At 75.1% G+C, this 25,922-nt stretch carries 26 protein-coding genes; 10 read left to right on the top strand and 16 right to left on the bottom strand.

Translation table 11 applies throughout. The features are described from left to right. The first annotated feature begins 194 nt into the window (after positions 1-194). Positions 195-869: a hypothetical protein gene (locus tag ACZ5WK_RS25455; protein WP_465550371.1), complete on the top strand. Its 675-nt coding sequence runs from the start codon at positions 195-197 to the stop codon at positions 867-869. A 32-nt stretch (positions 870-901) separates the two neighbouring features. Here the strand turns inward: ACZ5WK_RS25455 and ACZ5WK_RS25450 are convergent, their stop codons facing one another. Then, positions 902-1,537 carry an NAD(P)-dependent oxidoreductase gene (locus ACZ5WK_RS25450; protein ID WP_465550369.1) on the bottom strand — a complete coding sequence of 212 codons (636 nt, stop codon included), beginning with the start codon at positions 1,535-1,537 and terminating at the stop codon, positions 902-904. 124 nt (positions 1,538-1,661) lie between these two features. On the opposite strand from ACZ5WK_RS25450, the gene ACZ5WK_RS25445 reads away from it, so the two are divergent. Next, complete coding sequence (locus ACZ5WK_RS25445; RefSeq protein WP_465550367.1) at positions 1,662-2,426, top strand: SDR family NAD(P)-dependent oxidoreductase; 765 nt, start codon at positions 1,662-1,664, stop codon at positions 2,424-2,426. 126 nt (positions 2,427-2,552) lie between these two features. Beyond that, positions 2,553-3,152: a TetR/AcrR family transcriptional regulator gene (locus ACZ5WK_RS25440; RefSeq protein WP_465550365.1), complete on the top strand. Its 600-nt coding sequence runs from the start codon at positions 2,553-2,555 to the stop codon at positions 3,150-3,152. Positions 3,153-3,178: 26 nt separating this feature from the next. Here the strand turns inward: ACZ5WK_RS25440 and ACZ5WK_RS25435 are convergent, their stop codons facing one another. Continuing rightward, positions 3,179-3,778: a TIGR03086 family metal-binding protein gene (locus tag ACZ5WK_RS25435; RefSeq protein WP_465550363.1), complete on the bottom strand. Its 600-nt coding sequence runs from the start codon at positions 3,776-3,778 to the stop codon at positions 3,179-3,181. A 64-nt stretch (positions 3,779-3,842) separates the two neighbouring features. Between ACZ5WK_RS25435 and ACZ5WK_RS25430 the strand changes: the two genes are divergently transcribed. Further along, on the top strand, positions 3,843-4,640 hold the full coding sequence (locus tag ACZ5WK_RS25430) for a DUF6597 domain-containing transcriptional factor (RefSeq protein ID WP_465550361.1): 798 nt from the start codon (positions 3,843-3,845) through the stop codon (positions 4,638-4,640). Here ACZ5WK_RS25430 and ACZ5WK_RS25425 read toward each other — a convergent pair. Further along, the gene (locus ACZ5WK_RS25425) at positions 4,625-4,993 is read right to left on the bottom strand and encodes an ArsR/SmtB family transcription factor (RefSeq protein ID WP_465550359.1); all 369 of its coding nucleotides are present in this window, start codon (positions 4,991-4,993) and stop codon (positions 4,625-4,627) included. The genes ACZ5WK_RS25430 and ACZ5WK_RS25425 overlap by 16 nt on opposite strands. A gap of 169 nt (positions 4,994-5,162) precedes the next feature. On the opposite strand from ACZ5WK_RS25425, the gene ACZ5WK_RS25420 reads away from it, so the two are divergent. Beyond that, positions 5,163-6,161, top strand: coding sequence for a zinc-dependent alcohol dehydrogenase family protein (locus ACZ5WK_RS25420; protein ID WP_465550405.1), 999 nt, complete (start codon positions 5,163-5,165; stop codon positions 6,159-6,161). Between the two features lie 65 nt (positions 6,162-6,226). Here ACZ5WK_RS25420 and ACZ5WK_RS25415 read toward each other — a convergent pair whose 3' ends face one another. The 4 genes from ACZ5WK_RS25415 to ACZ5WK_RS25400 form a co-directional block, all read right to left on the bottom strand. Beyond that, entirely contained in the window at positions 6,227-7,195 is a 969-nt protein-coding gene (locus ACZ5WK_RS25415; RefSeq protein ID WP_465550357.1) for an ABC transporter substrate-binding protein, read from the bottom strand. Between the two features lie 63 nt (positions 7,196-7,258). Next, a complete protein-coding gene (locus tag ACZ5WK_RS25410; RefSeq protein ID WP_465550355.1) occupies positions 7,259-8,080 on the bottom strand; it encodes an ABC transporter ATP-binding protein in 822 nt (273 codons plus the stop codon). Next, positions 8,080-9,126, bottom strand: a complete 1,047-nt coding sequence (locus tag ACZ5WK_RS25405) for a FecCD family ABC transporter permease (protein ID WP_465550353.1) — start codon at positions 9,124-9,126, stop codon at positions 8,080-8,082. The genes ACZ5WK_RS25410 and ACZ5WK_RS25405 overlap by 1 nt, the downstream gene beginning before the upstream one ends. Next, complete coding sequence (locus ACZ5WK_RS25400; protein ID WP_465550351.1) at positions 9,123-10,175, bottom strand: FecCD family ABC transporter permease; 1,053 nt, start codon at positions 10,173-10,175, stop codon at positions 9,123-9,125. Before ACZ5WK_RS25400 ends, ACZ5WK_RS25405 begins: the two co-directional genes overlap by 4 nt. A gap of 100 nt (positions 10,176-10,275) precedes the next feature. Here ACZ5WK_RS25400 and ACZ5WK_RS25395 point away from each other — a divergent pair, with 100 nt between their 5' ends. Next, positions 10,276-10,920 carry an HAD family hydrolase gene (locus tag ACZ5WK_RS25395; RefSeq protein ID WP_465550349.1) on the top strand — a complete coding sequence of 215 codons (645 nt, stop codon included), beginning with the start codon at positions 10,276-10,278 and terminating at the stop codon, positions 10,918-10,920. 10 nt (positions 10,921-10,930) lie between these two features. Here the strand turns inward: ACZ5WK_RS25395 and ACZ5WK_RS25390 are convergent, their stop codons facing one another. Continuing rightward, positions 10,931-11,164 carry a hypothetical protein gene (locus ACZ5WK_RS25390; protein ID WP_465550347.1) on the bottom strand — a complete coding sequence of 78 codons (234 nt, stop codon included), beginning with the start codon at positions 11,162-11,164 and terminating at the stop codon, positions 10,931-10,933. Positions 11,165-11,627: 463 nt separating this feature from the next. Here ACZ5WK_RS25390 and ACZ5WK_RS25385 point away from each other — a divergent pair, with 463 nt between their 5' ends. Beyond that, complete coding sequence (locus tag ACZ5WK_RS25385; RefSeq protein ID WP_396324388.1) at positions 11,628-12,011, top strand: cold-shock protein; 384 nt, start codon at positions 11,628-11,630, stop codon at positions 12,009-12,011. An 88-nt stretch (positions 12,012-12,099) separates the two neighbouring features. Here the strand turns inward: ACZ5WK_RS25385 and ACZ5WK_RS25380 are convergent, their stop codons facing one another. The 4 genes from ACZ5WK_RS25380 to ACZ5WK_RS25365 form a co-directional block, all read right to left on the bottom strand. Then, positions 12,100-12,945, bottom strand: a complete 846-nt coding sequence (locus ACZ5WK_RS25380; RefSeq protein ID WP_465550345.1) for a 1,4-dihydroxy-6-naphthoate synthase — start codon at positions 12,943-12,945, stop codon at positions 12,100-12,102. Further along, complete coding sequence (locus tag ACZ5WK_RS25375) at positions 12,938-13,687, bottom strand: futalosine hydrolase (protein ID WP_465550343.1); 750 nt, start codon at positions 13,685-13,687, stop codon at positions 12,938-12,940. The genes ACZ5WK_RS25380 and ACZ5WK_RS25375 overlap by 8 nt, the downstream gene beginning before the upstream one ends. Positions 13,688-13,697: 10 nt before the next feature. Beyond that, a complete protein-coding gene (locus tag ACZ5WK_RS25370; RefSeq protein WP_396324391.1) occupies positions 13,698-14,231 on the bottom strand; it encodes a hypothetical protein in 534 nt (177 codons plus the stop codon). A 107-nt stretch (positions 14,232-14,338) separates the two neighbouring features. After that, a complete protein-coding gene (locus ACZ5WK_RS25365) occupies positions 14,339-15,970 on the bottom strand; it encodes an MFS transporter (RefSeq protein WP_465550341.1) in 1,632 nt (543 codons plus the stop codon). A gap of 297 nt (positions 15,971-16,267) precedes the next feature. Between ACZ5WK_RS25365 and ACZ5WK_RS25360 the strand changes: the two genes are divergently transcribed. Next, positions 16,268-17,149: a DUF3027 domain-containing protein gene (locus tag ACZ5WK_RS25360; protein ID WP_396324457.1), complete on the top strand. Its 882-nt coding sequence runs from the start codon at positions 16,268-16,270 to the stop codon at positions 17,147-17,149. 88 nt (positions 17,150-17,237) lie between these two features. Here the strand turns inward: ACZ5WK_RS25360 and ACZ5WK_RS25355 are convergent, their stop codons facing one another. After that, entirely contained in the window at positions 17,238-17,654 is a 417-nt protein-coding gene (locus tag ACZ5WK_RS25355) for a hypothetical protein (RefSeq protein WP_465550339.1), read from the bottom strand. 133 nt (positions 17,655-17,787) lie between these two features. Here ACZ5WK_RS25355 and ACZ5WK_RS25350 point away from each other — a divergent pair, with 133 nt between their 5' ends. Then, positions 17,788-21,093 carry a sacsin N-terminal ATP-binding-like domain-containing protein gene (locus tag ACZ5WK_RS25350; protein WP_465550337.1) on the top strand — a complete coding sequence of 1,102 codons (3,306 nt, stop codon included), beginning with the start codon at positions 17,788-17,790 and terminating at the stop codon, positions 21,091-21,093. On the opposite strand, the gene ACZ5WK_RS25345 is transcribed toward ACZ5WK_RS25350, so the two are convergent. Beyond that, positions 21,090-22,115 carry a helix-turn-helix transcriptional regulator gene (locus tag ACZ5WK_RS25345; protein ID WP_465550335.1) on the bottom strand — a complete coding sequence of 342 codons (1,026 nt, stop codon included), beginning with the start codon at positions 22,113-22,115 and terminating at the stop codon, positions 21,090-21,092. The two genes, ACZ5WK_RS25350 and ACZ5WK_RS25345, sit on opposite strands and share 4 nt — an antisense overlap. Positions 22,116-22,221: 106 nt before the next feature. Between ACZ5WK_RS25345 and ACZ5WK_RS25340 the strand changes: the two genes are divergently transcribed. Beyond that, positions 22,222-23,205 (top strand): EamA family transporter, encoded by a 984-nt coding sequence (locus tag ACZ5WK_RS25340; protein ID WP_465550333.1) that lies wholly within the window; start codon positions 22,222-22,224, stop codon positions 23,203-23,205. Here ACZ5WK_RS25340 and ACZ5WK_RS25335 read toward each other — a convergent pair. Together ACZ5WK_RS25335 and ACZ5WK_RS25330 are read right to left on the bottom strand one after the other, a co-directional pair. Continuing rightward, complete coding sequence (locus ACZ5WK_RS25335; RefSeq protein ID WP_465550331.1) at positions 23,142-23,393, bottom strand: hypothetical protein; 252 nt, start codon at positions 23,391-23,393, stop codon at positions 23,142-23,144. The two genes, ACZ5WK_RS25340 and ACZ5WK_RS25335, sit on opposite strands and share 64 nt — an antisense overlap. 12 nt (positions 23,394-23,405) lie before the next feature. Further along, a complete protein-coding gene (locus ACZ5WK_RS25330; RefSeq protein WP_465550329.1) occupies positions 23,406-25,910 on the bottom strand; it encodes an HAD-IC family P-type ATPase in 2,505 nt (834 codons plus the stop codon). Positions 25,911-25,922: the final 12 nt, after the last annotated feature.

Below are 25,922 nucleotides of genomic sequence, written 5' to 3'. Positions count from 1 at the left end.
GCGGGCCACCGGGGGGTGGTGACGGCGCGGGGAGCGGACCGGGCTCCGGCGACGGGGACAGTGTGTACGCCGAGGGGCCCGCGGTGCCGCCGCGGCCCTCCGTGCCGCCTGCCGGGCCCCCGGCGGACCACCCGTTCTACCGGCCGCCCGCCGCGCGGAGGCCGGCGGCCGCCGACGACCCGGGCTCGCCCTGGGTGTCGCAGCCGATCGCGGACGCGGACGCCGATCCGGATGCCGTGCCGGCGCCGTTCACGGCCGTGAACGCGGGTGACTGGTCGCTCGTGTCCCTCGACTTCTCGGACGGCCCCGGCCCGGCGGTCAAGCCGGTCCCCGAGCAGCGGACCGCCGCCGAGGGCGCCCCGGGGGAGGTCCCCGCGCAGACCCCGCCGGCCGAACCGGCCCCCGCGAAGGGCAGGGGAAGGAGGCGCGGGAAGGGCAGGGCGGCGCCCCCGCCGCAGCCTGCCGCGCCCGAAGGCGCCGCCGGGGCCGCCCCGAAGCCGTCCGCGATGGCCGGCCGCCGCCCCTCCCCGCTCCTGCTGCTCGCGGCGGTGACCCTGATCGGCGGTGCGGTCTCCAGCCAGATCGTGGTGATGCTGGTCGGCTGGGGGCTCGGCTACCTGTCCGGCCGACTGACCGACTTCACCCGCAAGGTCGGCATCCTCGGCATCCCGCTGATGACGATGAGCGGCACCACGCTCTGGTTCTGGGGCCGTGCCCAGGGCCGCTGGGGCGAGGCGCTCCAGCCGGGCCAGCAGGTCGGCCAGGTCACGTGGTCGGCCGCTCCCGGCGTGCTGCGCCTGGCGGCCGTGCTGTCGGCGCTGTTCCTGCTGGCCGTGGCGCTGAAGCGGCGTGCCCAGCCGGGGGGCTGACCCGCGGGGCCGGGAGGCGGCGGGCGACCGGCTCAGCGGTCGGCGATGGTGATCCGGCGGCAGAAGGTCGCGGGCGCGCCGAGGTGTTGGACGATCCAGGCGGCGATGGTGGCCCGGGTGGCGGTGCCCGCGTCCGGGAGCGGAAGCCCGTACGAGACGCGGGGGTCGGCGGCGGCCGGTCCGTCCTTGAGCATCGGGGTGCGGACGACGGTCCAGTTCGTTTCGGAGCCGGCCAGCACCGCCTCCATCCGAGCCAGGTCGCGGTGGATCTCCCGATAGAGCCGGTCGACCACCAGCCGCGTCACCACCCGCTGGGCAAAGGGGAGATGGTCGGTCTCCAGGCCTGCCGAGCCCAGCGCCACCAGGTGCTGCACCCCGCCGGCCCGCGCTGCGGTCACCAACTCCCGTGCGCCGTCCGAGAAGACGGTGGTGGCTGCCCGGCCGGTGGTGCCCAGCGCCGAGACCACCGCGTCCTGGCCGGCCAACGGCCCCCGGAGGGAACCGGGGCGGTGGACGTCGGCCTGCGCGATGCGCGGGGTGCCGTGGGTGAACTCCGGTAGCCGGGCGGGTGTGCGGGCCACCGCCGTGACGGTGTGCCCGGCGGCCAGGGCGAGGTCGACGACCAGGCGGCCGGTGCGTCCGGTGGCGCCGACGACGGCGAGCTTCATCGGGTTCCTCCTTGTGGGCGGCCCTCGCGGTCTCTCGTGGGTGCGCCCTTGCCGATTCATTCAGACAGCCTGTATGACTGAATCCAGTGAACCACAACAGTACGGCTCAAGGGAGTGATGGGACATGGGAGTTCAGTACCCCGACCTGGCCGGCAAGGTCGTCGTGATCACCGGAGGCAGCCGCGGCATCGGCGCGGAGACCGCCCGGGCGTTCGCCCGGCAGGGCGCGGCCGTCGCCGTCCTCGGCCGGGACGAGGCGGCCCTCGCCGCCGTCGAGGGGGAGCTGCGCGCGTCCGGTGCCGGGGCGCGCGGCCTGGTCGCCGACTGCACCGACGCCGCCGCGCTCGCCCGGGCCGGCGCCCGGATCGAGGAGGAGCTCGGCCCGGTCGGCGTCCTCGCGGCGTTCGCCGGCGGGGACGGCTACCCCGTGCCGACCGTCCGGGAGACCGAGGAACACTGGCGCGCCGTGCTGGACGCCAACCTCACGGCCACGTTCCTCACCGTCCAGGCCTTCCTGCCGCGCCTGTTGAAGCGCGGCAGCGGCTCGGTGATCACCATGGCTTCCACGGCCGGCCGGCTGCCCAGCGGTGCCTCCGCCGCGTACGCCGCCGCCAAGGCGGGGGTACTGATGTACTCCCGCCACCTCGCCCTGGAGCTGGCGGGTGAGGGCGTCCGGGTCAACGCGATCGCGCCCGGCGCCGTCCGGACCGAGCGGACGGCCGCCGTCATGCCGCCCGAGCTGCAGGCGGCGGTTGCCGCCGCCCACCCGCTCGGCAGGCTCGGAGAACCGGCCGACATCGCGGCGGCCACGCTCTTCCTCGCCTCCACCGCGTCCTCGTGGATCACCGGCCAGACGCTGGACGTCAGCGGCGGCCGGGTCATCGTCTGACGCCCCCGGCCGGGGAGCGGAGGGCTCGCCCGGCCGGGGCTCGGAGCCATCGGGGATACTGCCTGTTCACGAGAGGTCCGACGGCCGTTGCACCGGCGGCGGGACGAGCGAGTGGAGGCGAGCGCGATGAGCCCCCGGTCCTACCGGATGGGACAGCGGCAGGCGGACGTGGACGAGACGCGCGCGCGGATCGTCGCGGCCGCGCGGGGGCAGCTGACCGGGGCGGGCACGCTCTCGCTGGACGCGGTCGCCAAGCGGGCGGACGTCGCGCGCGCCACCGTGTACTACCAGTTCGGCTCGAAGACGGGCCTGCTGGAGGCGGTCTGCGACGCGCTCGCGGCCGAGGGCGGGATGGCGCGGCTCGCCGAGGCGTTCGCCTTGCCCGAGCCCTGGCCGGCGGTGGACCGCTTCGTCGAAGTGATGGGCGGCTTCTGGGCGGTGGACCGGGTCTGTACCCGTCGGCTGCGTGCGCTGGCGGCCCTGGACGAGGAGGTGGGCCGGGTCGTCGGTGCGCGCGACGCCCGCCGCCGTGAGGGTGCCGGGGTGCTGGCTGCCCGGCTCGACGGTGCGCCGCAGGACGCGGCGGCGCTGCTGTTCGTCCTCACCGGTTTCGAGACCTTCGACGCGCTGGCGGGCGAGGTGGCCGGCCCCGACGGGGACCTGCGGACGGCTGTCCCGGCCGTCATGCGGCTGGTCCGTGGCGCGCTGGGCGGGCCTGCGGCGTGAGCTGCCGCAGGCCCGCCCGGTACGTCTCAGGCCGACGCGGTCGCCGGCACCCACCGCGGGTCGCGGCCCGAGGCGGCCAGCGCGCGGTCGAGCGGCGAGGCGTCGGCGGGCACGGCCGCAGGGGCGGCGAACCCGTCGTACTGGCGGTACATCTCGGCGAGCTCCTCGACCAGCCCGACGGTCGCCACGGCCAGGTCGTCCTCGACCTCGCTCGGCTGGCCGGTGGCGCGGGCGACGTCCCAGGTGTGCACCACCAGCTCCAGGACGAGCATCCGGGCGATGGCCGTCGCGGGCATGGACGACCCGCCCAGGTCCAGCTCGCCCTCCCAGACCGCCGGGTCGGCCCAGGCCGCGACCGCCCGCTCCAGCTGGGCGGCGTAGGCGTCGGCCCACTCCGGGTCGGTGGTGAAGTCGTGTTCGGTCAGGTCCTTCGGGAGCTCCTTGCGCAGGGCCCGGTGCTCCAGGCCGTGGGAGGTGTAGAGCACCCAGTGGTTGACCAGCGTCCGGGTGTCGAAGCCGCTGCAGGGGGTGGGCCCGTCCAGCTGGTCCGGGCGGACACCGCGGGCGACGCGCGCGGCTTCCGTGGCGGCGCGAGCCATGAGGGGGTGGAGTGCATGACCGTTCATGGGCCGATCCTGGGCCGGGCGGTGCCGCCGGGTCTTGAAGAAACGCGACGGCTAGCCTGGCGGTGTGAACGCTCCTGATCTCGGCCGCGGGGTCCTCCACCCCGGACGGGCGGCGGGCGTGGTCCACCTGGACCGGCTGGAGCCCGCCCCCGGGCTGGCGCGCCTGGTCGAGTACTACTGGCTGGTGCGCTGGGACCGCCGCGGCCTGCCCGTCCACGAGCAGAAGGTGCTGTCCCACCCCAACGTCCACCTCGTCTTCGAGGCGCCGCGGGCCGCCGTCTACGGGGTCGACCGGTCGCTGTTCGTCCGCCGGCTGGAGGGGGCCGGGCACGTGCTGGGGGTGAGGTTCCGGCCGGGCGGGTTCCGTCTGCTCACCGGCCGCCCGGCGGCCGGGCTCGCGGACCGGTCGGTGCCGGCGGCCGCCGTCTTCGGCCCCGGCGCCGACCGGCTCAACGAGGAGGTGCTGTACGGCAGCGCGGAGCCGGCCGCACGGGTGGACGCCTTCCTGCTCGCCCGGCTGCCCGAGCCCGACCCGGTGGCGGGCCGGCAGGCCGAGCTGGCCGCCTCGATGGTCGAGCGCATCACCGCCTCGCCGGACCTGCACCGCGTGGACGAGCTGGCCGGTGAGTTCGGCGTCACCGTCCGCCGGTTGCAGCGCCTCTTCGCCGAGTACGTCGGCGCCGCCCCCAAGTGGGTGCTGCGGCGGGCCCGTCTGCACGAGGCCGCCCAGCGTGCGGACGGGGGCGCGGACGTGGACTGGGCGGCGCTCGCCGCCGACCTCGGCTATGCCGACCAGGCGCACCTCACCCGCGACTTCACGGCGGCGGTGGGGTTGTCCCCGGCCCGTTACGCGGGCGGCTGACCCGTCGTGGTCCGCTCGCGCTCGCGCTCGGCCATCAGCGCGCTCAGCAGCCCCGGGAAGGCCTCCTCGAACTCCTCCCGGCGCAGCGCGTTCATCCGCGAGGTGCCGACGTAGTACTGCCGGATGAGCCCGGCCTCGCGCAGCACGTGGAAGTGGTGGGTGGCGGTGGACTTGCCGACCGGCAACGCGATCGTGCCGCAGGCGAGGTCCTCGGCGGCGGCGTACAGCTCGCCGACGATCAACCGGCGCACCGGGTCGACCACGGCCTCCAGTACCTGCTGAAGGGTGATCTCCCGGATGTCCGGGTGGGGCGGGGTGCGGTCCTGCTGCCCGCCGCGCCGTGTTGTCGCCATCTCTCTCCGATCTCGGGGGGCTCGTCCTACGAGGTTGGGCAAAGTATGGCCCGTGCCAAAGTACGACATCCATCGAAGTTTGACAGCTGACGTACTTTCAGGTTCAGTGATCTGCGGCGGCCCGCGGTTCCCGGGCCGCCGTCACCGATCGGAAGGGGGGCGATGCGTGATGGCCAGGACGGTGCGGTTCCACGAGATCGGCGGGCCGGAGGTGCTGCGGCTGGAGGACGCGGAGGTCGGCGCGCCCGGCCCCGGCGAGCTGCTGATCCGGGTGGACGCGATCGGCCTCAACCGGGCCGAGGTGCTGTTCCGCAGCGGCCACTACATCGAGCTGGTCCGGGAGTTCCCCGCCGGGCTCGGCAGCGAGGCCGCCGGTGTGGTCGAGGCCGTCGGCCCGGAGGTGACCGGCTTCGAGCCCGGCCAGGCGATCAGCGTGGTGCCCGCGTTCTCGATGAACGACTACGGCGTCTACGCCGAGCGCGCGATCGTCCCCGCCGCCGCTGTGGTCCACCGCCCCGAGGGGCTCGACGCGGTCGCCGGCGCGGCGGTGTGGATGCCGTACCTGACCGCCTACGGCGCACTGGTCGAGGTCGGCGGCATGCGCGCCGGGGACACCGTCGTCCTCACCGCCGCCTCCAGCAGCGTCGGCCTGGCCGCGATCCGACTCGCCCACCGCGTCGGAGCGGTGCCCATCGCCACCACGCGCACCCGCGCCAAGCGGGACGCCCTGCTCAAGGCGGGCGCGGCCGCGGTGATCGTCACCGACGAGGAGGACGTCGTCGGGCGCGTGCTCGACCTGACCGGGGGCCGGGGCGCCGACTTCGTCTTCGACGCCGTCGCCGGCCGTGGCGTGCTCGACCTGGCCAGGGTGGTCGCCCCCGGCGGCACCCTCTTCCTGTACGGCGCCCTGAGCGGCGAGGAGACGCCGTACCCCGGGTTCGAACTCGGCATGCCGGCGCTGAACATGCGCACCTACACGCTGCACGAGATCACCAGGGATGCCGAACGGCTGCGCCGGGCCGAGGCGTTCGTTGCCTCGGGGTTGCGCAGCGGGGCGTTCACGCCGGTGGTGGACAGGGTCTTCGGCCTGGACGAGATCGCGGAGGCCCACCGGTACATGGAGGCGGGCAACCAGCTGGGCAAGATCGTGGTGACCGTCGACCACTGAGGGTTCGGCAGGCGGACGCCAGGGCCCCCTCGCCCGGTGGAGCGAGGGGGCCGTGGGACCGCCGCTCAAGCCCCCAGGAACCGCTGCAACTCCGCGAGGACGTAGTTGGCGCCCGTGTAGCCGATGCCCTGGAACCAGAGCTGGTCGTCCACCTCGAAGGCGCGGTGCGCCCGCACCGCCCCGAGGGACTGCCAGGCCGGCATGGCCAGGACGGCGGCGGTGCCGATCGGGTTGCCGTAGGTGGCGTACACCAGCAGATCGCCGTCGGCCTTGGCGAGTTGGTCGATGGGGATCTCGACGTCGAACTGGTCGGTGTTCTGCGCGTCAGGCCGGCCGAGCTGGACGTCGGCCAGGACGGTGCCGAGGAAGTTCTGCCGGCCGTACAGCCGGATCCCGCCGCCCTCGACGAACCTCACCAGGCTGACCTTCCGGCCCGAGGCCTTGGCGCCGGCGAGGGCCTGGATCACCTGGGAGACGTGCCGTTGGTACGAGCCGGCGAACGCCGCCGCCGCCTCCTGGCGGCTGAGGGCCTGGGCGTGCACCTGGAAGTCGGCCTTCCAGGGGGCGCCGGTGGTCTGCGTCAGCACCGTCGGCGCGATCTCGCGGAGCTGGTCGTACCGGGCGCCGTCGCGGGTCTGGTTGGAGAGGATGAGGTCCGGCCGGAGGGCGCGGATCGCGGAGAGGTCCGGGTTGCCGATGGGGCCGACCCGGGTGATCCCGCTGAGCCGGGAGGTGGGCCAGTAGTCGGGGAACCCGGAGTCCAGGGCGGCCAGCGCCGCGCCGACCGGGGTGATCCCGAGGGTGAGCGCGGAGTCGAACTCGGCGGTGTCCAGGGTGATCACGCGCATCGGTGCGCCCGGCACGAGGACCGGGCCCGTCGCGGTGTTCACGGTGACGGCGGGCACCGGCGCCGGGCTGGGCGTGACGGTGGCCGTCGTGGTGTCGGCGGGCGGGGTGGAGTGCCGTGTGCTGCAGCCGGTGAGGGCGGCGGCGCCGAGCCCCGCGAGCAGGGTGCGGCGGGTGATCGGGGGCATCGGCGGTCCTCGGGTGAGGTGGGCACAAGGGCGCTGGCGCGTCGATTATGTCCGAATTGCCCGCTAGGCGTCCGTCTTCACCGCCCAAGGCGCGCCCGGCACGACCAACGGTGTGCCGGTCACCGGGTCCGGTACGACCACCGAGTCCAGCCCGAAGACCTCCCGCACCAGTTCCGCCGTCACCACCTCGCCCGGCTCGCCCTGGGCCACGATCCGCCCGTCGCGCATGGCCACCAGGTGGTCCGCGTACCGGGCCGCCTGGTTGAGGTCGTGCAGGACGGCGACCACCGTCCGCCCGCGTTCGACGTTGAGCCGCCGGACCAGGTCCAGCACCTCCACCTGGTGGGCGATGTCCAGGAATGTGGTCGGCTCGTCCAGCAGCAGGATGTCCGTCCCCTGGGCGAGCGCCATCGCGATCCAGGCCCGCTGCCGCTGGCCGCCCGACAGCTCGTCGACGGCCCGCTCGGCCAGTTCGGCCGTGGACGTGCGCTCCAGGGCCTCGGCGACCGCCTGCTCGTCTTCCGCCGACCACTGCTGCCACCAGCTCTGGTGCGGCTGCCGGCCGCGCGAGACCAGGTCGGCCACCGAGATGCCCTCGGGAGCGGTGGGTGACTGCGGCAGCAGCCCGATCCGCTGGGCGATCCTCTTGGTGGGGACGCGGGCCAGCTCGGAGCCGTCCAGCAGCACCGCGCCCCGCACCGGCTTCAGCAGCCGGCCGAGCGCGCGCAGCAGCGTCGACTTGCCACAGGCGTTCGGGCCGACGATCACCGTCACCTTGCCGTCCGGGACGACGAGGTCCAGCCCCTCGACGACCGTGCGCGCCTCGTAGGCGAGGGTCAGGCCCCGGGCCTCGAGACGGTGGCCGGGCACCAGGGGAGCGGTCATCAGGAACCTCCACGGCGGGATCGGATCAGCAGCCACATCAGGTACGGCGCGCCGACCAGCCCGGTCACCACGCCGACCGGCAGTTCGGTGGGGGCGAGCAGCCGCCGGGCCAGCAGGTCGGCCAGGACGACGACCAGCGCGCCGGTCAGGGCCGAGCAGAGCAGCGGGATCTGCGCCGAGCGGGCCAGCCGCAGCGCGATCTGCGGGGCCATCAGCGCGACGAAGTCCACCGGGCCGGCCGCGCCCGCCGCGCAGGAGGCGAGCACGATGCCGAGCAGCGCCATGCCGAGCCGGATCCGGTCCAGCCGCAGGCCGAGGCCGACGGCGGTGGCGTCGTCGAAGGAGATCGACCGCTGCGCCCGCGCCGCCCAGAGCGCGACCGGCACGGCGGCCAGCAGGACCCAGGCGAGCGGGCCGGCCTGGTCGTAGCCGGAGCCGTTGAGGCTGCCGGTCATCCACACCTTCGCCGCCTGTGCCTGGAAGCCGTCGCCCTTGGTGAGGAACACCGAGGTGAGCGAGGAGAGCGCGACGCTGATGCCGATGCCGATCAGCACGAACCGCTGGGCGTGCAGGCCGCGCCGCCAGGCCAGCAGGTACACCAGCAGGCCGGCCACCAGGCCACCGGCCACCGCCGCGTACGGCACCTGCCCGGGGGAGCCGACCACGCCGTACGCCATCAGGCCGACGACGGTGGCCGTGGCGCCCCAGGAGACGCCGACCACGTCGGGGCTGGCCAGCGGGTTGCGGGCGACGGTCTGGATCAGCGCGCCGGCCAGGCCCAGCGCGGTGCCGGTCAGCAGCCCGACCACCACCCGGGGCAGCCGGAACTCGCCGACCACCAGCTCGTCCGGGCTGGGCTGCCCGAGCACCACCTTCACCACCTCGGCGGGGGAGACGGTGGACTCGCCCAGGCAGAGCGAGGCGACGACGGCGGCGGCGAGCACCAGCAGCAGGCCGGCCGCCGCCATGGCCGAGCGCCGGTGCAGCAGGAACGACGCGCGCCCGGCGCGCAGCACGGTGTAGCCGCGCAAGGAGACGGTGGTCACGCCGCCACCACCTTCCGCCGCCGGACCAGGGCGACCAGCACCGGCACCCCGACCAGCGCGGTCATCACCCCGGCGGGCACCTCGGACGGCGGGAAGAGCACCCGGCCGAGCGCGTCGGCGAGCAGCAGCAGCGCCGGGCCGAGTACGGCGGAGAAGGCGAGCACCCAGCGGTGGTCCGCGCCGGCCACCGCGCGGGCGGCGTGCGGGACGGCGAGGCCGACGAAGGCGATCGGGCCCGCCGCGGCCACCGCCGAGCCGGTCAGCACGGTGGCGCCGAGCGCACCGGCCGCCCGGACCACGCCGGTCCTGGCGCCGAGGCCCCTGGCGGTGTCGTCGCCGAGGGCCAGCGCGTCCAGCCCGCGCGCCACCGCGAACACCAGCACCGTGCCGGCCAGCAGGAACGGCAGCAGCTGCCAGGCCACGTCGGCGGTGCGGCCGGAGAGCGAGCCGACGTGCCAGAACCGGAACTGGTCCATGGCGGCGGCGTCGGTGGTGAGCACCAGGGTGTTGAGCGAGGCGATGAACGCGGACATCGCCGAGCCGGCCAGCGCCAGCTTGACCGGGGTGGCTCCGCCCCGGCCGCGCCCCGCCAGCCCGTACACCAGCACGGTGGCGATCACGGCCCCGGCGAAACCGAACCAGACGTAGCCGGTGAGCGTGGAGATGCCGAAGCCGGAGATCGCCAGCACCACGCCGGCCGCCGCGCCCTGGCTGACGCCGAGGATGCCGGGGTCGGCGATGGGGTTGCGGGTGATGCCCTGCATCACCGCGCCGGCCAGGCCGAGCGCCGCGCCGACCGCGAGGCCGACCACCGTCCGCGGCACCCGCAGTTCGCGGACGACGACGGCGTTGGTGGTGTCCCCGCCGTGCAGCAGGGCGTCGAGGGTCTCGCCGAACGGGATGGTGCGGCTGCCGACCGCCAGGCTCAGCAGGACGGCCGCGGCGAGCAGGGCGAGGGCGGCGGCGAGCCACAGTATTCGGCGGCGCAGCAGCCGCCGCTTGCCCGGTGCGGTGGCCGGTCGCGCGGCCGGCGCGGTGGTGTCGGTCATGGCTCTCTCTCGCAGATAGCTCAGGCAAACCTAAGTTCCACGGAGAAGGCGCGGCAAATCACCGTGCCGGCCGGCCGGCCGGGTTGGATAGCCTGACGGCATGCCCCCCACCGCGGATGCCCCGCTCACCGTCGGCTTCGACCTGGACATGACCCTGCTGGACACCCGGCCCGGCATCCGGGCCACCTACGCGGTGCTCTCCGCCGAGACCGGCGTGTACATCGACGCCGACCTGGTGGTCACCCGGCTCGGCCCGCCGCTCGTGGACGAGCTGCGCAACTGGTTCCCGGCCGAGCGGCTCCAGGCGGCCGTCGACCGCTACCGCGAGCTGTACCGGGACCACGCCTTCGCCCCCACCGTCGCCCTGCCCGGCGCGCACGCCGCCGTGGAGGCGGTCCGCGCGCACGGCGGCCGGGTCGCGGTGATCACCGGCAAGTACGAGCCGAACGCCCGGCTGCACCTGGAGCACGCCGGGCTGCACGCGGACGCGCTGGTCGGCGACCTCTGGGCGGAGACCAAGGGGGACGCGCTGCGCGAGCACGGCGCGAGCGTCTACGTCGGCGACCACCTCGGCGACATCCGGGGCGCCAGGCACGCGGGCGCCGTCGCGGTGGGCGTGGCCACCGGTCCGTACGGCGCGGACGAACTCCTGGCGGCGGGCGCGGACGTGGTGCTGGCCGGCCTCACCGAGTTCCCCGCCTGGCTGGCCGGGCACCTCGCCGGCCGCGTGAGCCGTGTGAACTAGGAGCCAGGCGCTAGGAGCCGCGGACCCGGCGGCGCTGGGCGCGGGCGGAGACCAGCAGCCCGGTCAGGGCGAGCAGGAAGCCCAGCGGCATCATCATGCTCAGCCAGTACGCGGCCGTCGGCAGCGGCGTGAGGTGCAGGAACAGCGGAACGAAGGTGACGAGCGTGGCGAGCGCACCGAGCCCGAAGACGATCGCTCCGGCCTTGACGTAGGCGTCGCCTCGGTCGGCGCTCTGGCTGCTCACTGGGCTTGCTCCTCTGCGGGCCTGGGGGAGTCGGTCTGCCGCCCCAGTCTCGCAGAGCGCCCGGGCGGCGCCCGCGCCGGACCGCTCCGGGGGTGAGCGGTTCGGTCACGTTGCGCAGTTTCCCGGGAGCTGGGAGTTTTGATCCCTGCTGAGCGGGGGTATGCAGGCTGTGCCGAGGGGTGCGACAGGTGCGCCCCGTCTCCTCAGACCGGGGGTGTGAGCCAGTGGAAAGCGCCGAGTCGCGCCCCGGCCATGCCAGTACCGGGTCGCCCGTGGCCGCGAGAGCCCCGTACGGATCCTTCGCGGAACGCGGATGAGGCAGTGACGGACCGTTAGTCTGCTCCCTACAGCGTGCTGACCGTGAGCGCCCCGCGGGCGCCGAGCCGAGGTCGGCCCGCCCTCCCACCCAGTGATCCCCGGCCAGGGCCGGGATCCCTCACACCCACATCGAGGACTGTTCGAGATGCCCACCGGCCAGGTCAAGTGGTTCAACGAGACGAAGGGCTTCGGCTTCCTGTCGCGCGACGACGGCGGCGACGTCTTCGTCCACACCAAGGCGCTGCCCGCCGGTGTCACCGTGCTGAAGCCGGGCCAGCGGGTCGAGTTCGGCGTGGTCGCGGGCCACCGCGGCGACCAGGCGATGGCCGTGCAACTGCTGGACGCGCTGCCGTCGGTGGCGGCCGCCCAGCGCAAGAGCCCGGACGACATGGCGGCGCTCGTCCAGGACCTGATCACGATGATGGACTCGGTACTGCCGGGCCTCCAGCACGGCCGTTACCCGGCCAAGCCGGCCGGTCAGAAGCTGGCCGTACTGCTGCGCGCGGTGGCGGACCAGTTCGACGTCTAGGTCCTCGGCCGGCCGATCTGCCGCCCGGCAGGATCGGCCGGCCAGGGCGTCGGTCCGCCGCCGGAGTCCGCCCCGCGTTCAGCGGGGCTCAGAACGCGAGCGCACCCGGGTCGACCGGGGGTACCAGCCCCTCGGCCGCGGCCCGGGTGAGCAGCGCCCGGACGGCGCCGTAGCCCTCCTCGCCGAGGTCCGCGGTGAACTCGTTGACGTACAGCCCGATGTGCTGGTCGGCGACGGCCGGGTCCATCTCCTGGGCGTGCGCCAGCACGTACTCCCGGCTGGCCGAAGGGTCCGCCCAGGCCTGCCGGACGGAGGAGCGGATCGCGTCGGCGATCTCGCGCAGCCGCTCGGTGCCGAGCGAGCGCTTGGCGATGATCGCGCCGAGCGGGATCGGCAGGCCGGTCTCCTGCTCCCAGGCCTCGCCCATGTCGGCGAGGCAGTCCAGCCCGTACTGCCGGTAGGTGAAGCGGGCCTCGTGGATCACCAGTCCGGCGTCCACCCGGCCGTCCCGGACGGCGGGCATGATCTCGTGGAACGGCAGGACGACGATCTCGCCGAAGCCGCCCGGCACCGCCTTCGCGGCCCAGAGCCGGAACAGCAGGTAGGCGGTGGACCGCTCGGACGGGACGGCGACGGTCCGGCCGGTGAGGTCGCCGTCGGTGTCCGGGCGGGTCAGCACCAGCGGGCCGCAGCCGCGCCCGAGCGCGCCGCCGCAGGGCAGCAGGGCGTACTCGTCCAGGACCCAGGGCAGGGCGGCGTAGCTGATCTTGAGGAGGTCCAGCTCGCCGCGCTCGGCCAGGCCGTTGGTGATGTCGATGTCCGCGAAGGTGACCTCGGGGGCGTCCGCGCCGGGTACCAGGCCGTGCGTCCAGGCGTGGAAGACGAAGGTGTCGTTCGGGCAGGGCGAGTGGGCGATGCCCAGCTGTTCAGCCACGGCGGGCCTCCTTCAGGAACTCCGGGTGGGGCAGCGCGGCGAAGGCCCGCTCCAGCGCGGCCAGCGCCTCGCCGATCCGCCAGGCGGCCCGGTCGCGCGGGCCCACCGGGTTGGAGACGGTGCGCAGTTCGAAGGCCGGTACGCCGTGCCGGGCGGCGGCCTCGGCGACACCGAAGCCCTCCATCGCCTCGGCCACCGCACCGGGGTGGCGGGCGGTCAGCGCGGCGGCGCGTCCGGCGCTGCCGGTCACCGTGGAGACGGTCAGCACGGTGCCGGTGACGGCGCCCAGCGCCTCGGCGGCGAGCGCCACGGCGGCGGGGGCCGGGGTGTGCCGGACCGTCCCGAAGCCCAGCTCGGTGACGTCGGCGAACCCGTCCCGGGTCTCGGCGCCGAGGTCGGCGGCGACGATCGCGTCGGCGAGCACCGTGGCGCCGACCGGAGCCTGCGGGGCGAAGCCGCCGCCGATGCCGGCCGAGACCGCCACGTCGTAGCGGTGGGCGGCGATCGCGGCGGACGCGGCGGCAGCGGCGGCGGCCGGGCCGACCCCGCCCGCCAGCACGTCCACCGTCACGCCCGAGGGGTGCACGGCGCGGTGCAGTTCACCGCCGGGCAGCGGCAGGCTCCGCGCGGCCCCGCCGAGGCCGCGCAGGACCGCCTCCGCCTCGGCGGCCACCGCGACGACGACGAGCAGCCGGCCCCGCTCGGGGGCCGACTGCTCGTCGTCGGGAAGTCGCGCGGTCACCGGGCGACCATCAGGCGTCCTGGGTGTTCAGCTCGAAGTACCAGACGCCGTAGATCGCGTCGGGCTGCTTCGGGTCGGACTCGACCACGGTGATCAGGGTCTTGCCGGAGGCGTTGATCGCCTTCGAGGCCGGGACGGAGCCGGAGTACGTGGAGCCCTTGGTCGCCGGGGCCAGGATGAAGCGGCCGCCGGAGGCCTGGCCGCCGCCGTTGGTGTTGGCCCACCAGCCGCGGTCCGCCACGTCCGGGGTCACGCCGAGGCCGATCATGTCGCTGGCGACCACGTCGGACTTGGGGAGCTTGCCCTCGTCCAGGGCCTTGCTGGCCTTGTCCTGGCACTCACCCTGCTGGTCCTCGGTGAGCGGCTTGCCGTCGTTGAAGCAGAACGGGCCGGTCTCCATCGAGGAGCGGCCGACGGTGAGGGTCGCGCGGTGGCTGACGGGCTCGTCCTGGCCCATGGCGTAGGCGATGGACCCGCCGACCGTGCCGGCGCCGATCACGACGACGGCGCCGAGGGCGGCGATGACACGGGTGCTGAGGCTCATGGGTCAGAGGCTACCGGGCTTTGCCGATCACGCTACGCGGGGGTGGGCAACCGCGTGTTGTGGCCGGAAACCACCGCCTCGTCCCGGCCACCGGCGGGGCGCGGCCGTCAGGCCACCCGCGGCGCGGCCGCACGGTGGCGCAGCCCCACCCGGAACAGTGAGTGGACCGTCCAGAGCAGCACCAGGCCGACCACAGCGGACGCCACCCAGAGGCCGAGCGCGCCGTTCAGCGGCATCAGGATGCCGACCGCACCGCCGGCCACCCAGGACAGCTGGAGCAGCGTCTCCGAACGGGCGAAGGCGGACGTCCGCACCGACTCCGGGACGTCCCGCTGGATCAGCGCGTCCAGCGCCAGCTTGCCCAGCGAGGCCGCCACCCCGGACGCCGCGGCGACCACGATCACCGTCACCACGCCGTACCAGAGCGCGGCGGCGGCTGTCGCGCAGGTGGCCAGCAGCAGCATCGCGGTGATCGTCGCCTCCGAGCCACGGGTGCGGAGCCAGGAGCCGAGCACCGAGCCCAGCGCGTTGCCCGTTCCGGCCGCCAGCGCGACGAGGCCCAGGGCCAGGGTGGGCTGGAGGCCGCCGATCGGGTCGTCACGGAGCAGGAACGCCAGGAACATCACCAGGAAGCCGACCAGCCAGCGCAGCGCCGACATCGCCCGCAGCGCCAGGATCACCGAGGGGCCGACGGTGCGCAGCGACGCCTTCGGGGCCTTGGCCGCCTGTGCGGGCCCGGCTCCGGCTTCGGCGGGGGCGGCCCCGGCCTCGCCGTGCACCTCCGCGTGCAGGACGGCGCGCTGCTCGCCCTTGGCGGAGTCCACCACGTGCGGCAGGTGGAAGGCCATCAGGGTGCCGACCACGAAGACCAGGAAGGCGCCTCGCAGCGGCCACCCGGGCCCGATCAGGTGCAGCAGCCCGCCCACCCCGGCCGCCACCATGGTGGCCAGCAGTCCGGCCAGGGTGACGCGCGAGTTCGCCTTCACGAGTGACAGCCGGCTCGGCAGCAGCCGGGGCACCACGACGCTGCGCACCACCCCGTACGCCTTGGACGCCACCAGCACGCCCAGCGCCTCCGGATAGAGCGCCAGCCCGCCGCCGGCCACCGTGCCGGCCATCGTCCACGCCAGCACCGCGCGGGCCAGCATCGACATCGCCATCGCCGCCCGGCGGCCGTGCGGCAGGCGGTCCAGCAGCGGGCCGATCACCGGGGCCAGCACGGCGAACGGCGCCATGGTGATCAGCAGGTAGAGCGCCACCCGGCCGCGGGCCTCGCCGGTGGGGACGGAGAAGAAGATGGTGGACGCCAGGGCGACGGTGATCAGCATGTCGCCGAAGGAGTTCAGCGCGTGCAGCTCGATCAGCTTGGCGAGGCCGGACTCGCCGGCGCCCTCCGCGGAGGTGGCCTTGCGGATCCGCCGGCCGGTGCCGTGTACGACCTTTCCGGTGCGCGAGCCGGCGGCGGAAGCGGTGCGGACGAGGAAGTGCCGGCGGGGCTCCGCGGCCTCCTCGTCGAGAGGGTTCTCCCCGAGTGCGTCCTCCCCGACGAGCGCGTCCGGGTGCTTGGCGAGGTCCACGGGCCCGGCGGGATCCGGAGGCGTCGTGGAGGTGCCCGCCGGCTGCGGTTCACCCGCAGCGAGGACCGGAGGCTGCTGTCGCGGCACGGCGTTCGCCTCGTCGGGGCTGCCGTCGGCCTGCGAGGCGCGCAGTGCGTGCTGCGACGGGTTTTCGTCCGCCACAAGCCCATCCTGCCCCAGAATCGTGACTGCGACGCGGGATTCCGGTCCGCTCGGCGCGGCCGTTCCGGCGCCGGCCACCGCCCCGGACTGTGCCGGGTGGCCGACCGGCGGGTAGCCTGCCCAGGGTCCGCCCGACGGCCGGCCGGGCGCCGGCGGGAGCGGGCGAGCGGCGCGGCCGGTATCCGAGGCGGCCCGCGGTCGCGCAGAATGGACGAGGGACACCGAGCCGCGACGGAACAGGCAACACGCCGTGGGCAACAGAAGAACTGGGAGAGAATCGACGCCGTGAGTGCTGCGATGCGAAGCCGTACCCCCGACCGGCTCTGTGCCGAGGCCGTCGAACTCGCCCGGCAGGCAGCGGACGAGGCCGTCGGAGCAGAGACCGTCGGTGCGCACCTCGGAGTCCAGGCGGACGCCGACCGCGTCGTGACCCACACCTTCGAGTGCCTGGACGCGGCCTACCGGGGCTGGCACTGGGCCGTCACCGTGGCCCGTGCCCCGCGCGCCAAGAACGTCACCCTGGACGAGGTCGTGCTGCTGCCCGGCCCCGACGCCGTCCTCGCCCCGCAGTGGGTGCCGTGGAGCGAGCGGCTGCGCCCCGGCGACATGGGCCCCGGCGACCTGCTGCCCACCGACGCCGACGACCTGCGCCTGGAGCCGGGCTGGACCGGCGAGGACGAGCCGGCGCCGAACTCCGCGGTGGCGCTGGCCGCCGATGAGGACGTGGTCGTCAGCGACCCGCACATCCAGCCGGCCCCCGTCCGTGCGCAGATCGGCGCCGTCGCCGAGGAGCTCGGCATGGGCCGCAGCCGGGTGCTCTCGCGCCTCGGCCTGCACCTGGCGGCCGACCGCTGGGAGAAGGCGCACGGCCCGCAGACCCCGATGGCGCAGTCGGCACCGGCCTCCTGCAACAGCTGTGGCTTCCTGATCCCGATCGGCGGCTCGCTGGGCCAGGCGTTCGGCGTCTGCGGCAACGAGTTCGGTCCGGCCGACGGCCAGATCGTCTCCTTCGCGTACGGCTGCGGCGGCCACTCCGAGGCGGCGGTCATCCCGGCCCCGCCGGCGCCGTCCGAGCTGATCCTGGACGAGCTGGTGGTCGAGCCGCTCCAGCTGCACCCCGACCGCACCTCCGGCTCGGTCGAGCCGGACGCCCCGGCCGAGGAGCTCGGCCACTCCTGAGCCGGTGCCGCAGGCCTGGGCCCGGGCCCAGGCCCGGCGCTGCGGGCCCGGGACCGATGCCGTGGGCCCCGTCCGCCGTCGGGCGGGGTCAGCGGCGGCCGAACAGCCCGCGCCTGGGGGCGGGGGCACCGGACGGCTTCGGGCTCGCGGGCGGCGCCTCCCGCTGCTCCTCGGTGTGCACCAGCTCGCCGACCGAGACCCGGAAGTGGCGCTTCCAGCCGGCGTGGCGCAGCTCGACCAGGAAGCCGCCGTCGGGCAGCCGGAAGACCCGGCGGGCCGGCGTCCCCTTCGGCTCCCCGTTCTCGCGGGGGGTGTACGTGCGGGCCGCCTCCTCCGCCATCTCGACGGCCTGCTCCCGGCCCAGCGGTGCCTCCCTGGGCGGGACCAGCTGCCACCGGTAGTGGACGGCGTCGTCGTAGTCCCGCCGGTCGCGTTCGATCAGGACGTACCACGAACGGTCGGAGACCTGCGGGGCAGCGGACTCCTGCGTACTGTCGGACACCATCGGGTTCCCCCCTCGCCGGGCCGTCGGAGCGGCTTCAGCATAGGCGCGGCCCCACCCCGGTCCGCCGGGGGTGCCCGGGCGGGGGAGAATGCCCCCCGTACGAAGTACAGGGCGGCGGAAGGCGGCAGGTCCAGTGGAACCTCGGATCATCGGCAGCGGCACGGACGAGTACCTCGCGGACCACTTCGGCAGCGCCGGGCTGCGCCGCCGGGTGCTGGACGCCTGGGCCGCCTCCCCGGCCCGGTTCCGGGAGGACGCCAACGCCGAGGAGGAGCTCGCCCTCGGCGGGTACCGTGACCGCCTGGTGGTCGAGTTGGCGCAGAACGCCGCCGACGCGGCGGCCCGCGCGGGCGGCGGGCCCGGCCGGCTGCGGCTCACCCTGGCGGACGGCGTGCTGGCCGCCGCCAACACCGGCGCGCCGCTGGACGAGGCCGCCGTCGAATCGCTCTCCACCCTGCGGGCGTCCTCGAAGCGGGCGGACGACCGGCCCACCGTCGGCCGCTTCGGTGTCGGCTTCGCCGCCGTCCTCGCCGTCACCGACGAGCCCGCCGTGCTCGGCGCCGCCGGCGGCGTGCGCTGGTCGCTCGGCGAGGCCCGCTCGCTGGCCGAGGCGCAGCCCGCGCTCGCCGACGAACTGCGCCGCCGGGACGGCCATGTGCCGTTGCTGCGGCTTCCGTTCGCGGCCGAGGGCCCGGCGCCCGACGGCTACGACACGGTGGTCGTGCTGCCGCTGCGCGACGCCGCCGCCGAGGATCTCACCCGCCGCCTGCTGGCCGGCATCGACGACGCCCTGCTGCTCACCCTCCCCGGCCTCGCCGAGGTCGTGGTGGAGACCCCGGAGGGCACCCGCACGCTGACCCGCAGCGCCGCCGAGCCGCGCCCGGACGGCGTCACCGAGGTCACCGTCACCGACGACGCGGCCGGGCGGCTGCGGCACACCGTCTGGCAGACCGCCGGCGCCTCCGGATCCCTGGACGCCGGGCTGCTCGCCGACCGCCCCACCGAGGAGCGCGCCCGCCCGTACTGGACGGTGACCTGGGCCGTTCCGGTCGCCGCCGACGGCTCCCCGCAGACGCCCGGGATCGCCCCGGTGCTGCACGCGCCCACGCCCAGCGACGAGCCGCTCGGCCTGCCGGCGCTGCTGATCGCCTCCTACCCGCTGGACTCCACCCGCCGGCACGTCGCCCCCGGCCCGCTCGCCGACTTCCTCACCGAGCGCGCCGCCGACAGCTACGCCGACCTGCTGCGCGCCCGCGGCGGCGACCTCGGCTCGCTCGGCCTGGTGCCCGGCCCGCTCGGCCAGGGCGCGCTGGACAACGCGCTGCGCGCCGCCATCCTCTCCCGGCTGCCCGGTACGCCGTTCCTGCCGCACCCGGCGCCGGTCGAGCAGGGCACGCCCGCGCTGCGGCCGCGCGACGCCACGCTGCTGGAGGGTGCGGACGGTTCCGTGGTCGAGGCGCTGGCGCCGATCTTCCCCGGTCTGCTCCCGGCCGGTCTGGAGCGCCGGACGGAGCTGCGGGTGCTGAACGTGCGCCGGGTGCCGCTGGCCGACGTGGTCGACCAGCTCGGCGGCCTGGACCGTGAGCCGGCCTGGTGGCGGAACCTCTACGCGGCGCTGGGCGCGGCCGACCCGGAGGCGCTCGGCGCGCTGCCGGTGCCGCTGGCCGACGGACGGACGGTCACCGGCCCGCGCCGCGTCCTGCTGCCCTCCGACGACGCCGACTGGGCGGCCTTCCCCGGCTACCCGGAGTCGCTCGCCGGCGCGCTGGCCCTGCTCGACCTGCGCCTCGCCCACCCGGAGGCCGCGCACCCGCTGCTGGCCAAGCTCGGCGCCGGCACCGCGACCCCGGCCGGGGTGCTGGACACGCCCGAGGTGCGGGCCGCCGTCGCCCGCTCCTACGAGCTGGCCGAGGACGACCTGGACGCCGCCGTCGACCTCGCCGAGTCCGTCCTCGCCCTGGTGAAGGCGGCCGCCCCGGCGGTCGGCGAGCACCCGTGGCTGGCCCGGCTGGCGCTGCTGGACGACGAGGGCGAGCCGGCCCGCGCGGGCGAGCTGATCCTGCCCGACAGCCCGCTCGCCGCGCTGGCCCGGGAGGACGACGCCGGCTGGGTGGACGACGAGCTGCTGGACCGCTGGGGCCCAGAAGTCCTCACCGTCGCAGGCGTGCTGGCGGACTTCGTGCTCGTCCGCGCCGAGGACGTGGTGCTCGACCCGGACGACCTGGAGCGGCTCGACCCGACCGTCCCGGCCGACCGCGCCGCCGGCGGCCGGCCCACCGGACTGCTGGACGAGGCGCCGGACGGCCTCGCCGAGTGGGCCGAGGACGCCCTGGAGGCGCTGCACGCCGACGACGCCGACGCGGTCGGCGTGCCTCCGGTCGCCGCCGAGCTGCTGGTCGTCCGCGACCTCGACCTGGTGGACGACGACGCCTGGCCCGAGGCGCTGGCCGCGCTGGCCCGCCCGCCGTACCGGGACGCCGTGGTCCTCCCCGTCCGCACCCTGCTGCCGAACGGCTCGTACGCCGACCTGCCGCCGTACACCGCGTGGTGGCTGCGCGACCACCCGGTGCTGGACGGCCGGGAGCCGGCGGGCCTGCGTGCGGCCGGCGCGGACCCGCTGCTGCGCGGCCTCTACGAGGAGGCGCGGACGACGCTGGACGAGCAGTTCCTGCACGCGCTGGGCGTCCGCACCACGCTGGCCGCGCTGCTCGCCGAGCCGCACGGGCCGGACGAGGTGCTGGACCGGCTCACCGACCCGGCCTCCGAGATCGGCCACCGCCAACTGCACGGCGTCCACAGTGCGCTGGCCCGCGTCGAGGCGGACCGGATCGACCCGCTGGACGTCGTCCGGGCGCTGCCGCCGCTGGACGTGGAGACCGGCCGCCGCCCCGCGCACACGGTGATCGTGGACGCCACCGAGGCGGTCGTCGCCGACGCCCCGGACCTGGTCCAACTCCTGCACCGGTACCCGCTGTTGCCGGTCGCCCCGGCGCTGGCCGCCGACCTCGCCGAGCGGCTGCACGTCTCGCTGGCCAGCGAGGTGGCCGGCGGGCGGGTGCTCTCCGAGGGCCAGCTGCACCGGGTCCCCGCCGTGGTGCGGGAGTTGCTGCCCGGCTGCCCGGTGGCCTACGAGGAGCACGAGGAGCTGCTGGTGGTCGGTCCGGACGGCAACGAGGCTGCCGTGGACTGGCGTTGGGACACCTCGGCGGACACCCCGGAGGCCCCGTACGACCCGGAGGCGGCCGAAGCGGCGGACGAGGACGACGAGTTCGAGCTGGCGCCGGTGCCGGGGCTGCTGCACGCGGCCACCCCGGAGGGCCTGGCGGCCGGGCTGGCCTGGTCGGTCGGGCAGTGGCACCGGCGGTTCGAGGTGCTGGCCGCGCTCACCGAGCCGGACCGCGCCTACGAGCTGTCCGCCGCCCGGGACTTCGAGGGTTAGATCCGTTGTCGGGCGGGCTGTTCCCCGGATGCTTCCCCGGTCTGCAGCCCGCCCACCAGATAGCCCAGCTGGAACCGGCTCCTGGCGCCGATCCGGGCCATCAGCTGGGCGATGTGCCGCTGGCAGGTCCGCTCGGACATGCCCAGTCGGCGGGCGATCGACCGGTCGTCGAGGCCCTCCGCCAGCAGGGCGACCACGGCCTGCTGCAGCTCGTCCGAGATCACCAGTGCGCCGGCCCGGTCCGCCGGTGAGCTGAACGGCCTGGCCTGGAGCCAGTTCTGCTCGAACACGGAGCGCATCAGGTCGATGATGTTGTGCTCGCGGACCACCAGGGCGGCGTCCTCGTCGCCCTGCACCTGGAGCAGTGCAACGGACCGGTCGAAGACCAGCATCCGGCGCAGACCGTCTCCCACCGTCCTCGCCTGGCCGCCGAGTTCGGCCACCCGTTCGGCATGCGCGACCGTCGCCGGGCGGCGCCGGGCGGTGTGCTGATAGAGCGTGCGAACGGCGACGCCTCGACCGAGCAGCTCCGCGTCCCGCTCGGCGGAGCCGGTCAGCGGCCCGGCCGGGCGCCCGTCGCCCGGCTGTGCGGCCAGCACCTCGACGCCCGCCCGGTGCGCCGCGTCCTGGATGATCCCGCGCACTGCCGCCGCGTCCGCCACCAGCTCGACCCGGCCCGAACGGCGCTGGTGCGCGGCGCCCGCCTCGTACCGGGGCGCCAGCTCCAGCAGCCCCGTGCGGGCCCGGTCGATCGCCAACTGGGCCTCCCTGGCTCGCTGCTCCATCGGCGCGAGGAGCCGGGCGGCGGCCGACTCCGGCGGCACCGGGGAGAGCAGCCACGGCTCGCCGTGCACCCGGGCGAGCAGGTGCAGCCCCTCCAGCTCGGCGACCAGGCTCTCCGCCGCCCGCCCGTCCAGGTCGAGCGCATCGGCCAGCTCGGCGACCCCGAAGCAGAGCCGGTCCACCGCGAAGGCGTACGCGCGGGCGGCGGCCTCGCTCAACACCGGTCCCTCGGCCGACATGTGCCGCCCCCTTCGGTTTTCCGCCTGTCGTGATCCCGCCGCCCAAGCTATCTCGACCACCGGACCGGCGCCTGTGATCGTGATCGCGGAACGGAGGAACTCCCTGATGCCATCCACGACCCTGCCGGCGACTCTCCCGGTGCGGGGCGCCGCGCCCCTGCTCGGCTATGCCGCCCTCACCGCCGCCCTCGATGTCTACGCCGGCAACCGGCTCCAGTCGGTGGACCCGCTGGCGCTGGCCGCCGTCTCGTTCACCCTGGCCGCCGCGTTCTTCCTCGGCCTCGAAAGCGTCCGGAACGGCCCGGCGCAGGCTCTGCGGCCGCTGCGGGCGCACCGCGGGGACGTGCTGGCGGTCAACCTCTCCACCGCGGTGACCTGGCTCTCCATGCTGTACGCGCTGAAGTACCTGGAACCGGCGGTGGTCAACGTGGTGGGGCTGGCGATCGGCCCGGTGCTGACGGTGCTCTTCGGGCCGCTGCTGCGGCGGGGCGCGGTGGTGTTGCGGGCCGAGGCCGTGGCCTCCGCCGGGATCGTGCTCAGCCTGGCGGTGCTGGTCTGGGGCTCGCTCACCGGCCGAAGCGGGGTCGGCGGGGTGGGCGTGGGCGCGGCCCTGCTCGGGCTGGCGCTCACCGTGGTCTGCGGCTGCGCGGTGACCGCCAACGTGCTCTACTCCAAGCGGCTCAGCGAGGCCGGGCTCGGGCCGCGGGCGGTGCTCTCGGTGCGGTTCTTCCTGACCGTCGGGGTGACGTGGGCGGCGGCGCTGCTCGGCGGGCCGGAGCGGATCGGCCCGGCGACGCTGCCCGGCGCGGTGATCGCGGTGATCGGGGTCGGTCTGCCGCTCTACCTGATCCAGGTGGGCATCAAGCACACCGAGCCGATCACCGCCTCATTGCTCAGCGCCCTCTCGCCGCTCTTCGCCTACCTGCTGCAACTGCCGGACCGGCGGCTTTCGCCGTCCCCTCTGACGCTGCTCTGCGTGCTGGGCATCACCGCCATGGTCGGCCTGGGCGCCGCTGCCCGGGCCCGCTACGGCAGGGTGCCGCGGGAACCCGGCGTCCGCCCCGCAGCGCGTGAGAGCAGCCGGCGGTAGATCCCGGCCGTGCTGCTCAGCCACGCCGCAGCCAGCAGCACGGCCGCGGCGTTCCGGTGCCAGGGCGCCGGTTCGACCAGCGCGCCGATCCCCGCCAGCGCCAGGGCCAGCAGCCCGGTCGCCAGCACCCCGCCCAGGAAGGCGGTGAACGCCTCCAAATCCCGCTCCCGGTAAGCCAACGCGGCCACCCCCCCTCCGGGTCAATCATCCGCCTTCTGGCGCATGACCCGCCAGGTCACCTCCAGCGTCACGTCGGCGATCACCGCGATGCCGACGCCGATCCACGGGTCCCGGGTGCCGGAGAGGGAGAGCTCGAAGAAGTCGGAGAGGAACGGCACGAACAGCACCAGCGCGAACGCCCCGCACATCGTGCCGATCAGCAGCAGCCGCCACCAGTTGTACGGCCGGGCCACGATCGCCAGCACCCAGATCGCCACCAGGAACAGCGTCAGCGTGGCCACGCTGGTGTCGGACTCCAGATCGGTGGAGTGGTCGGCCCGGGCCAGCGCGTAGGCGACGAAGGTGGCCGTCCCGGCGATGATGCCGCCGGGGACGGCCAGCCGCAGCACCCGGCGGACGAAGCCGGTGCGGGCGCGTTCGTTGTTGGGCGCCAGCGCGAGGAAGAAGGCCGGTACGCCGATGGTGAGCGTGGAGAGCACCGTCGAGTGCCGGGGGAGGAACGGGTACGGCGAGTGGGTGAAGATCACCAGCAGGGCGAGCAGCACCGAGTAGACCGTCTTCACCAGGAAGAGCCCGGCCACCCGCTCGATGTTGCCGATCACCCGGCGGCCCTCGGCGACCACCGACGGGAGGGTGGCGAAGGAGTCGTTCAGCAGCACGATCTGGGCGACCGCCTTGGTGGCGTCGCTGCCGGTGCCCATCGCCACACCGATGTCGGCGTCCTTGAGCGCCAGCACGTCGTTGACGCCGTCGCCGGTCATCGCCACGGTGTGCCCGCGTGACTGCAGCGCGCCGACCAGCTCGCGCTTCTGCTGCGGGGTGACCCGGCCGAACACGGTGGTCCGCTCCGCGGTGTCGGCGAACTCCGCCGGCTCGCCGGGCAGCGTCCGGGCGTCCAACGGGTGGTCGGCGCCGGGCAGGCCGAGGTGGGCGGCGACCGCGCCGACCGAGACGGCCGCGTCGCCGGAGATCACCTTCGCCTGGACCTGCTGGCCCTCGAAGTAGCGCAGGGTGTCGGCGGCGTCCTCACGCAGGCGCTGCTGCAGCACCACCAGGGCGAGCGGCTGGAGGTCGGCGGCCGGGTCGGGGGCGTCCAGCGGGACGGGCGTGCGGCCGAGCAGCAGCACCCGCAGGCCCTTGGCGCCCAGTTCGTCGACCTCGTCGAGGGCCCGGTGCCCGGTGGGCAGCAGCACGTCCGGCGCGCCGAGCAGCCAGCTGGCCTCGCCGCCCTGGGGCTCCAGCAGCTGCACGCCGCTCCACTTGCGGGCGGAGGAGAACGGCATCGCCTCGATCACCCGCCAGCCGCCGCCGGTGCCGTCGTTCCTGCCGTAGGCGTCGATCACGGCCTGCATGGACGGGTTGGGGCGGGCGTCCGCGCCGGCCATCACGCCGAGCGCCTGCCTGATGACCGCCGGGTCGGCCGGGATCTGCCGGGCCGACGAGGCGTCCGGCCGCGGGTGGTCGTCGGCCTCGGCGGCCTCCGGCAGGGGCCGCAGCTCGACCACGTCCATGCCGCCCTCGGTGAGGGTGCCGGTCTTGTCGAGGCAGACGGTGTCCACCCGGGCAAGCCCCTCGATCGCCGGCAGCTCCTGCACCAGGCACTGCTTGCGGCCGAGCCGGACCACGCCGATCGCGAAGGCGACCGAGGTCAGCAGCACCAGCCCCTCGGGGACCATCGGCACGATGCCGGCCACCATCCGGCGGACCGCCTCCCGCCAGTCCCGCCCCTCCACCGCCAGCTGGCTGATGATCAGGCCGATGGCGGTGGGGATCAGCAGCCAGGTGATGAACCGCAGGATGGAGTCGATACCGCTGCGAAGCTCCGACCTGACCAGGGTGAACCGGCTCGCCTCCTCGGCCAGCTGCGCCGCGTACGCCTCGCGGCCCACCTTGGTGGCGGTGAACGCGCCCGCGCCGGCCACCACGAAGCTGCCGGACATCACCTGGTCGCCGGGCTGCTTGAGGACGGGGTCGGGCTCGCCGGTGAGCAGCGACTCGTCGATCTCCAGGCCGTCCGCCTCGGTGACCTCACCGTCGACGATCACCTTGTCGCCGATGCCGAGCAGCACGGTGTCGTCCAGCACGATCCCGCCGGTGGCGATCTGCTGGACGGTGCCGTCCCTTCGCACCTGGGGTCTGGCCTCGCCGATCAGTGCGAGGCTGTCCAGGGTCTTCTTGGCGCGCAGCTCCTGGACGATTCCGATCGCCGTGTTGGCGACGATGACCAGGCCGAACAGGCCGTCCTGGATCGGGCCGACGATCAGGATGATGCCGAACATCACGCCGATGATCGCGTTGAACCGGGTGAAGACGTTGGCCCGGACGATCTCCCGGGTGGAGCGGCTGGACCGCACCGGAACGTCGTTGACGTCCCCGCGGGCGACCCGCTCGGCGACCTCGGCGCTGGTGAGGCCGCCGCGCCGCCCGGGCAGCAGCCCGAGCGGGTGGGCGCCTTCGTGCTCCCGGTCGCGGCCGCTGTCCTGGTCGCCGGGCGTCTCTTCCGCGGGCTGCGCAGGCTGCGTCATGGCACCGACTCT

The organism is Kitasatospora sp. NPDC032757 (assembly GCF_055579305.1).
Note: the sequence above shows the minus strand (reverse complement) of the source record. Positions and strands in the feature narration are given on the sequence as shown.

Excerpts from the sequence above, each read along its gene's own strand:
- ACZ5WK_RS25345 (WP_465550335.1), bottom strand. The coding sequence starts at position 22,115 with ATGTCGGCCGAGGGACCGGTGTTGAGCGAGGCCGCCGCCCGCGCGTAC.
- ACZ5WK_RS25360 (WP_396324457.1), top strand. The coding sequence starts at position 16,268 with ATGCGAAGCCGTACCCCCGACCGGCTCTGTGCCGAGGCCGTCGAACTC.
- ACZ5WK_RS25445 (WP_465550367.1), top strand. The coding sequence starts at position 1,662 with ATGGGAGTTCAGTACCCCGACCTGGCCGGCAAGGTCGTCGTGATCACC.
- ACZ5WK_RS25440 (WP_465550365.1), top strand. The coding sequence starts at position 2,553 with ATGAGCCCCCGGTCCTACCGGATGGGACAGCGGCAGGCGGACGTGGAC.
- ACZ5WK_RS25415 (WP_465550357.1), bottom strand. The coding sequence starts at position 7,195 with ATGCCCCCGATCACCCGCCGCACCCTGCTCGCGGGGCTCGGCGCCGCC.
- ACZ5WK_RS25355 (WP_465550339.1), bottom strand. The coding sequence starts at position 17,654 with ATGGTGTCCGACAGTACGCAGGAGTCCGCTGCCCCGCAGGTCTCCGAC.
- ACZ5WK_RS25340 (WP_465550333.1), top strand. The coding sequence starts at position 22,222 with ATGCCATCCACGACCCTGCCGGCGACTCTCCCGGTGCGGGGCGCCGCG.
- ACZ5WK_RS25330 (WP_465550329.1), bottom strand. The coding sequence starts at position 25,910 with ATGACGCAGCCTGCGCAGCCCGCGGAAGAGACGCCCGGCGACCAGGAC.
- ACZ5WK_RS25400 (WP_465550351.1), bottom strand. The coding sequence starts at position 10,175 with ATGACCGACACCACCGCGCCGGCCGCGCGACCGGCCACCGCACCGGGC.
- ACZ5WK_RS25450 (WP_465550369.1), bottom strand. The coding sequence starts at position 1,537 with ATGAAGCTCGCCGTCGTCGGCGCCACCGGACGCACCGGCCGCCTGGTC.
- ACZ5WK_RS25425 (WP_465550359.1), bottom strand. The coding sequence starts at position 4,993 with ATGGCGACAACACGGCGCGGCGGGCAGCAGGACCGCACCCCGCCCCAC.
- ACZ5WK_RS25395 (WP_465550349.1), top strand. The coding sequence starts at position 10,276 with ATGCCCCCCACCGCGGATGCCCCGCTCACCGTCGGCTTCGACCTGGAC.
- ACZ5WK_RS25370 (WP_396324391.1), bottom strand. The coding sequence starts at position 14,231 with ATGAGCCTCAGCACCCGTGTCATCGCCGCCCTCGGCGCCGTCGTCGTG.
- ACZ5WK_RS25385 (WP_396324388.1), top strand. The coding sequence starts at position 11,628 with ATGCCCACCGGCCAGGTCAAGTGGTTCAACGAGACGAAGGGCTTCGGC.
- ACZ5WK_RS25410 (WP_465550355.1), bottom strand. The coding sequence starts at position 8,080 with ATGACCGCTCCCCTGGTGCCCGGCCACCGTCTCGAGGCCCGGGGCCTG.
- ACZ5WK_RS25420 (WP_465550405.1), top strand. The coding sequence starts at position 5,163 with ATGGCCAGGACGGTGCGGTTCCACGAGATCGGCGGGCCGGAGGTGCTG.
- ACZ5WK_RS25435 (WP_465550363.1), bottom strand. The coding sequence starts at position 3,778 with ATGAACGGTCATGCACTCCACCCCCTCATGGCTCGCGCCGCCACGGAA.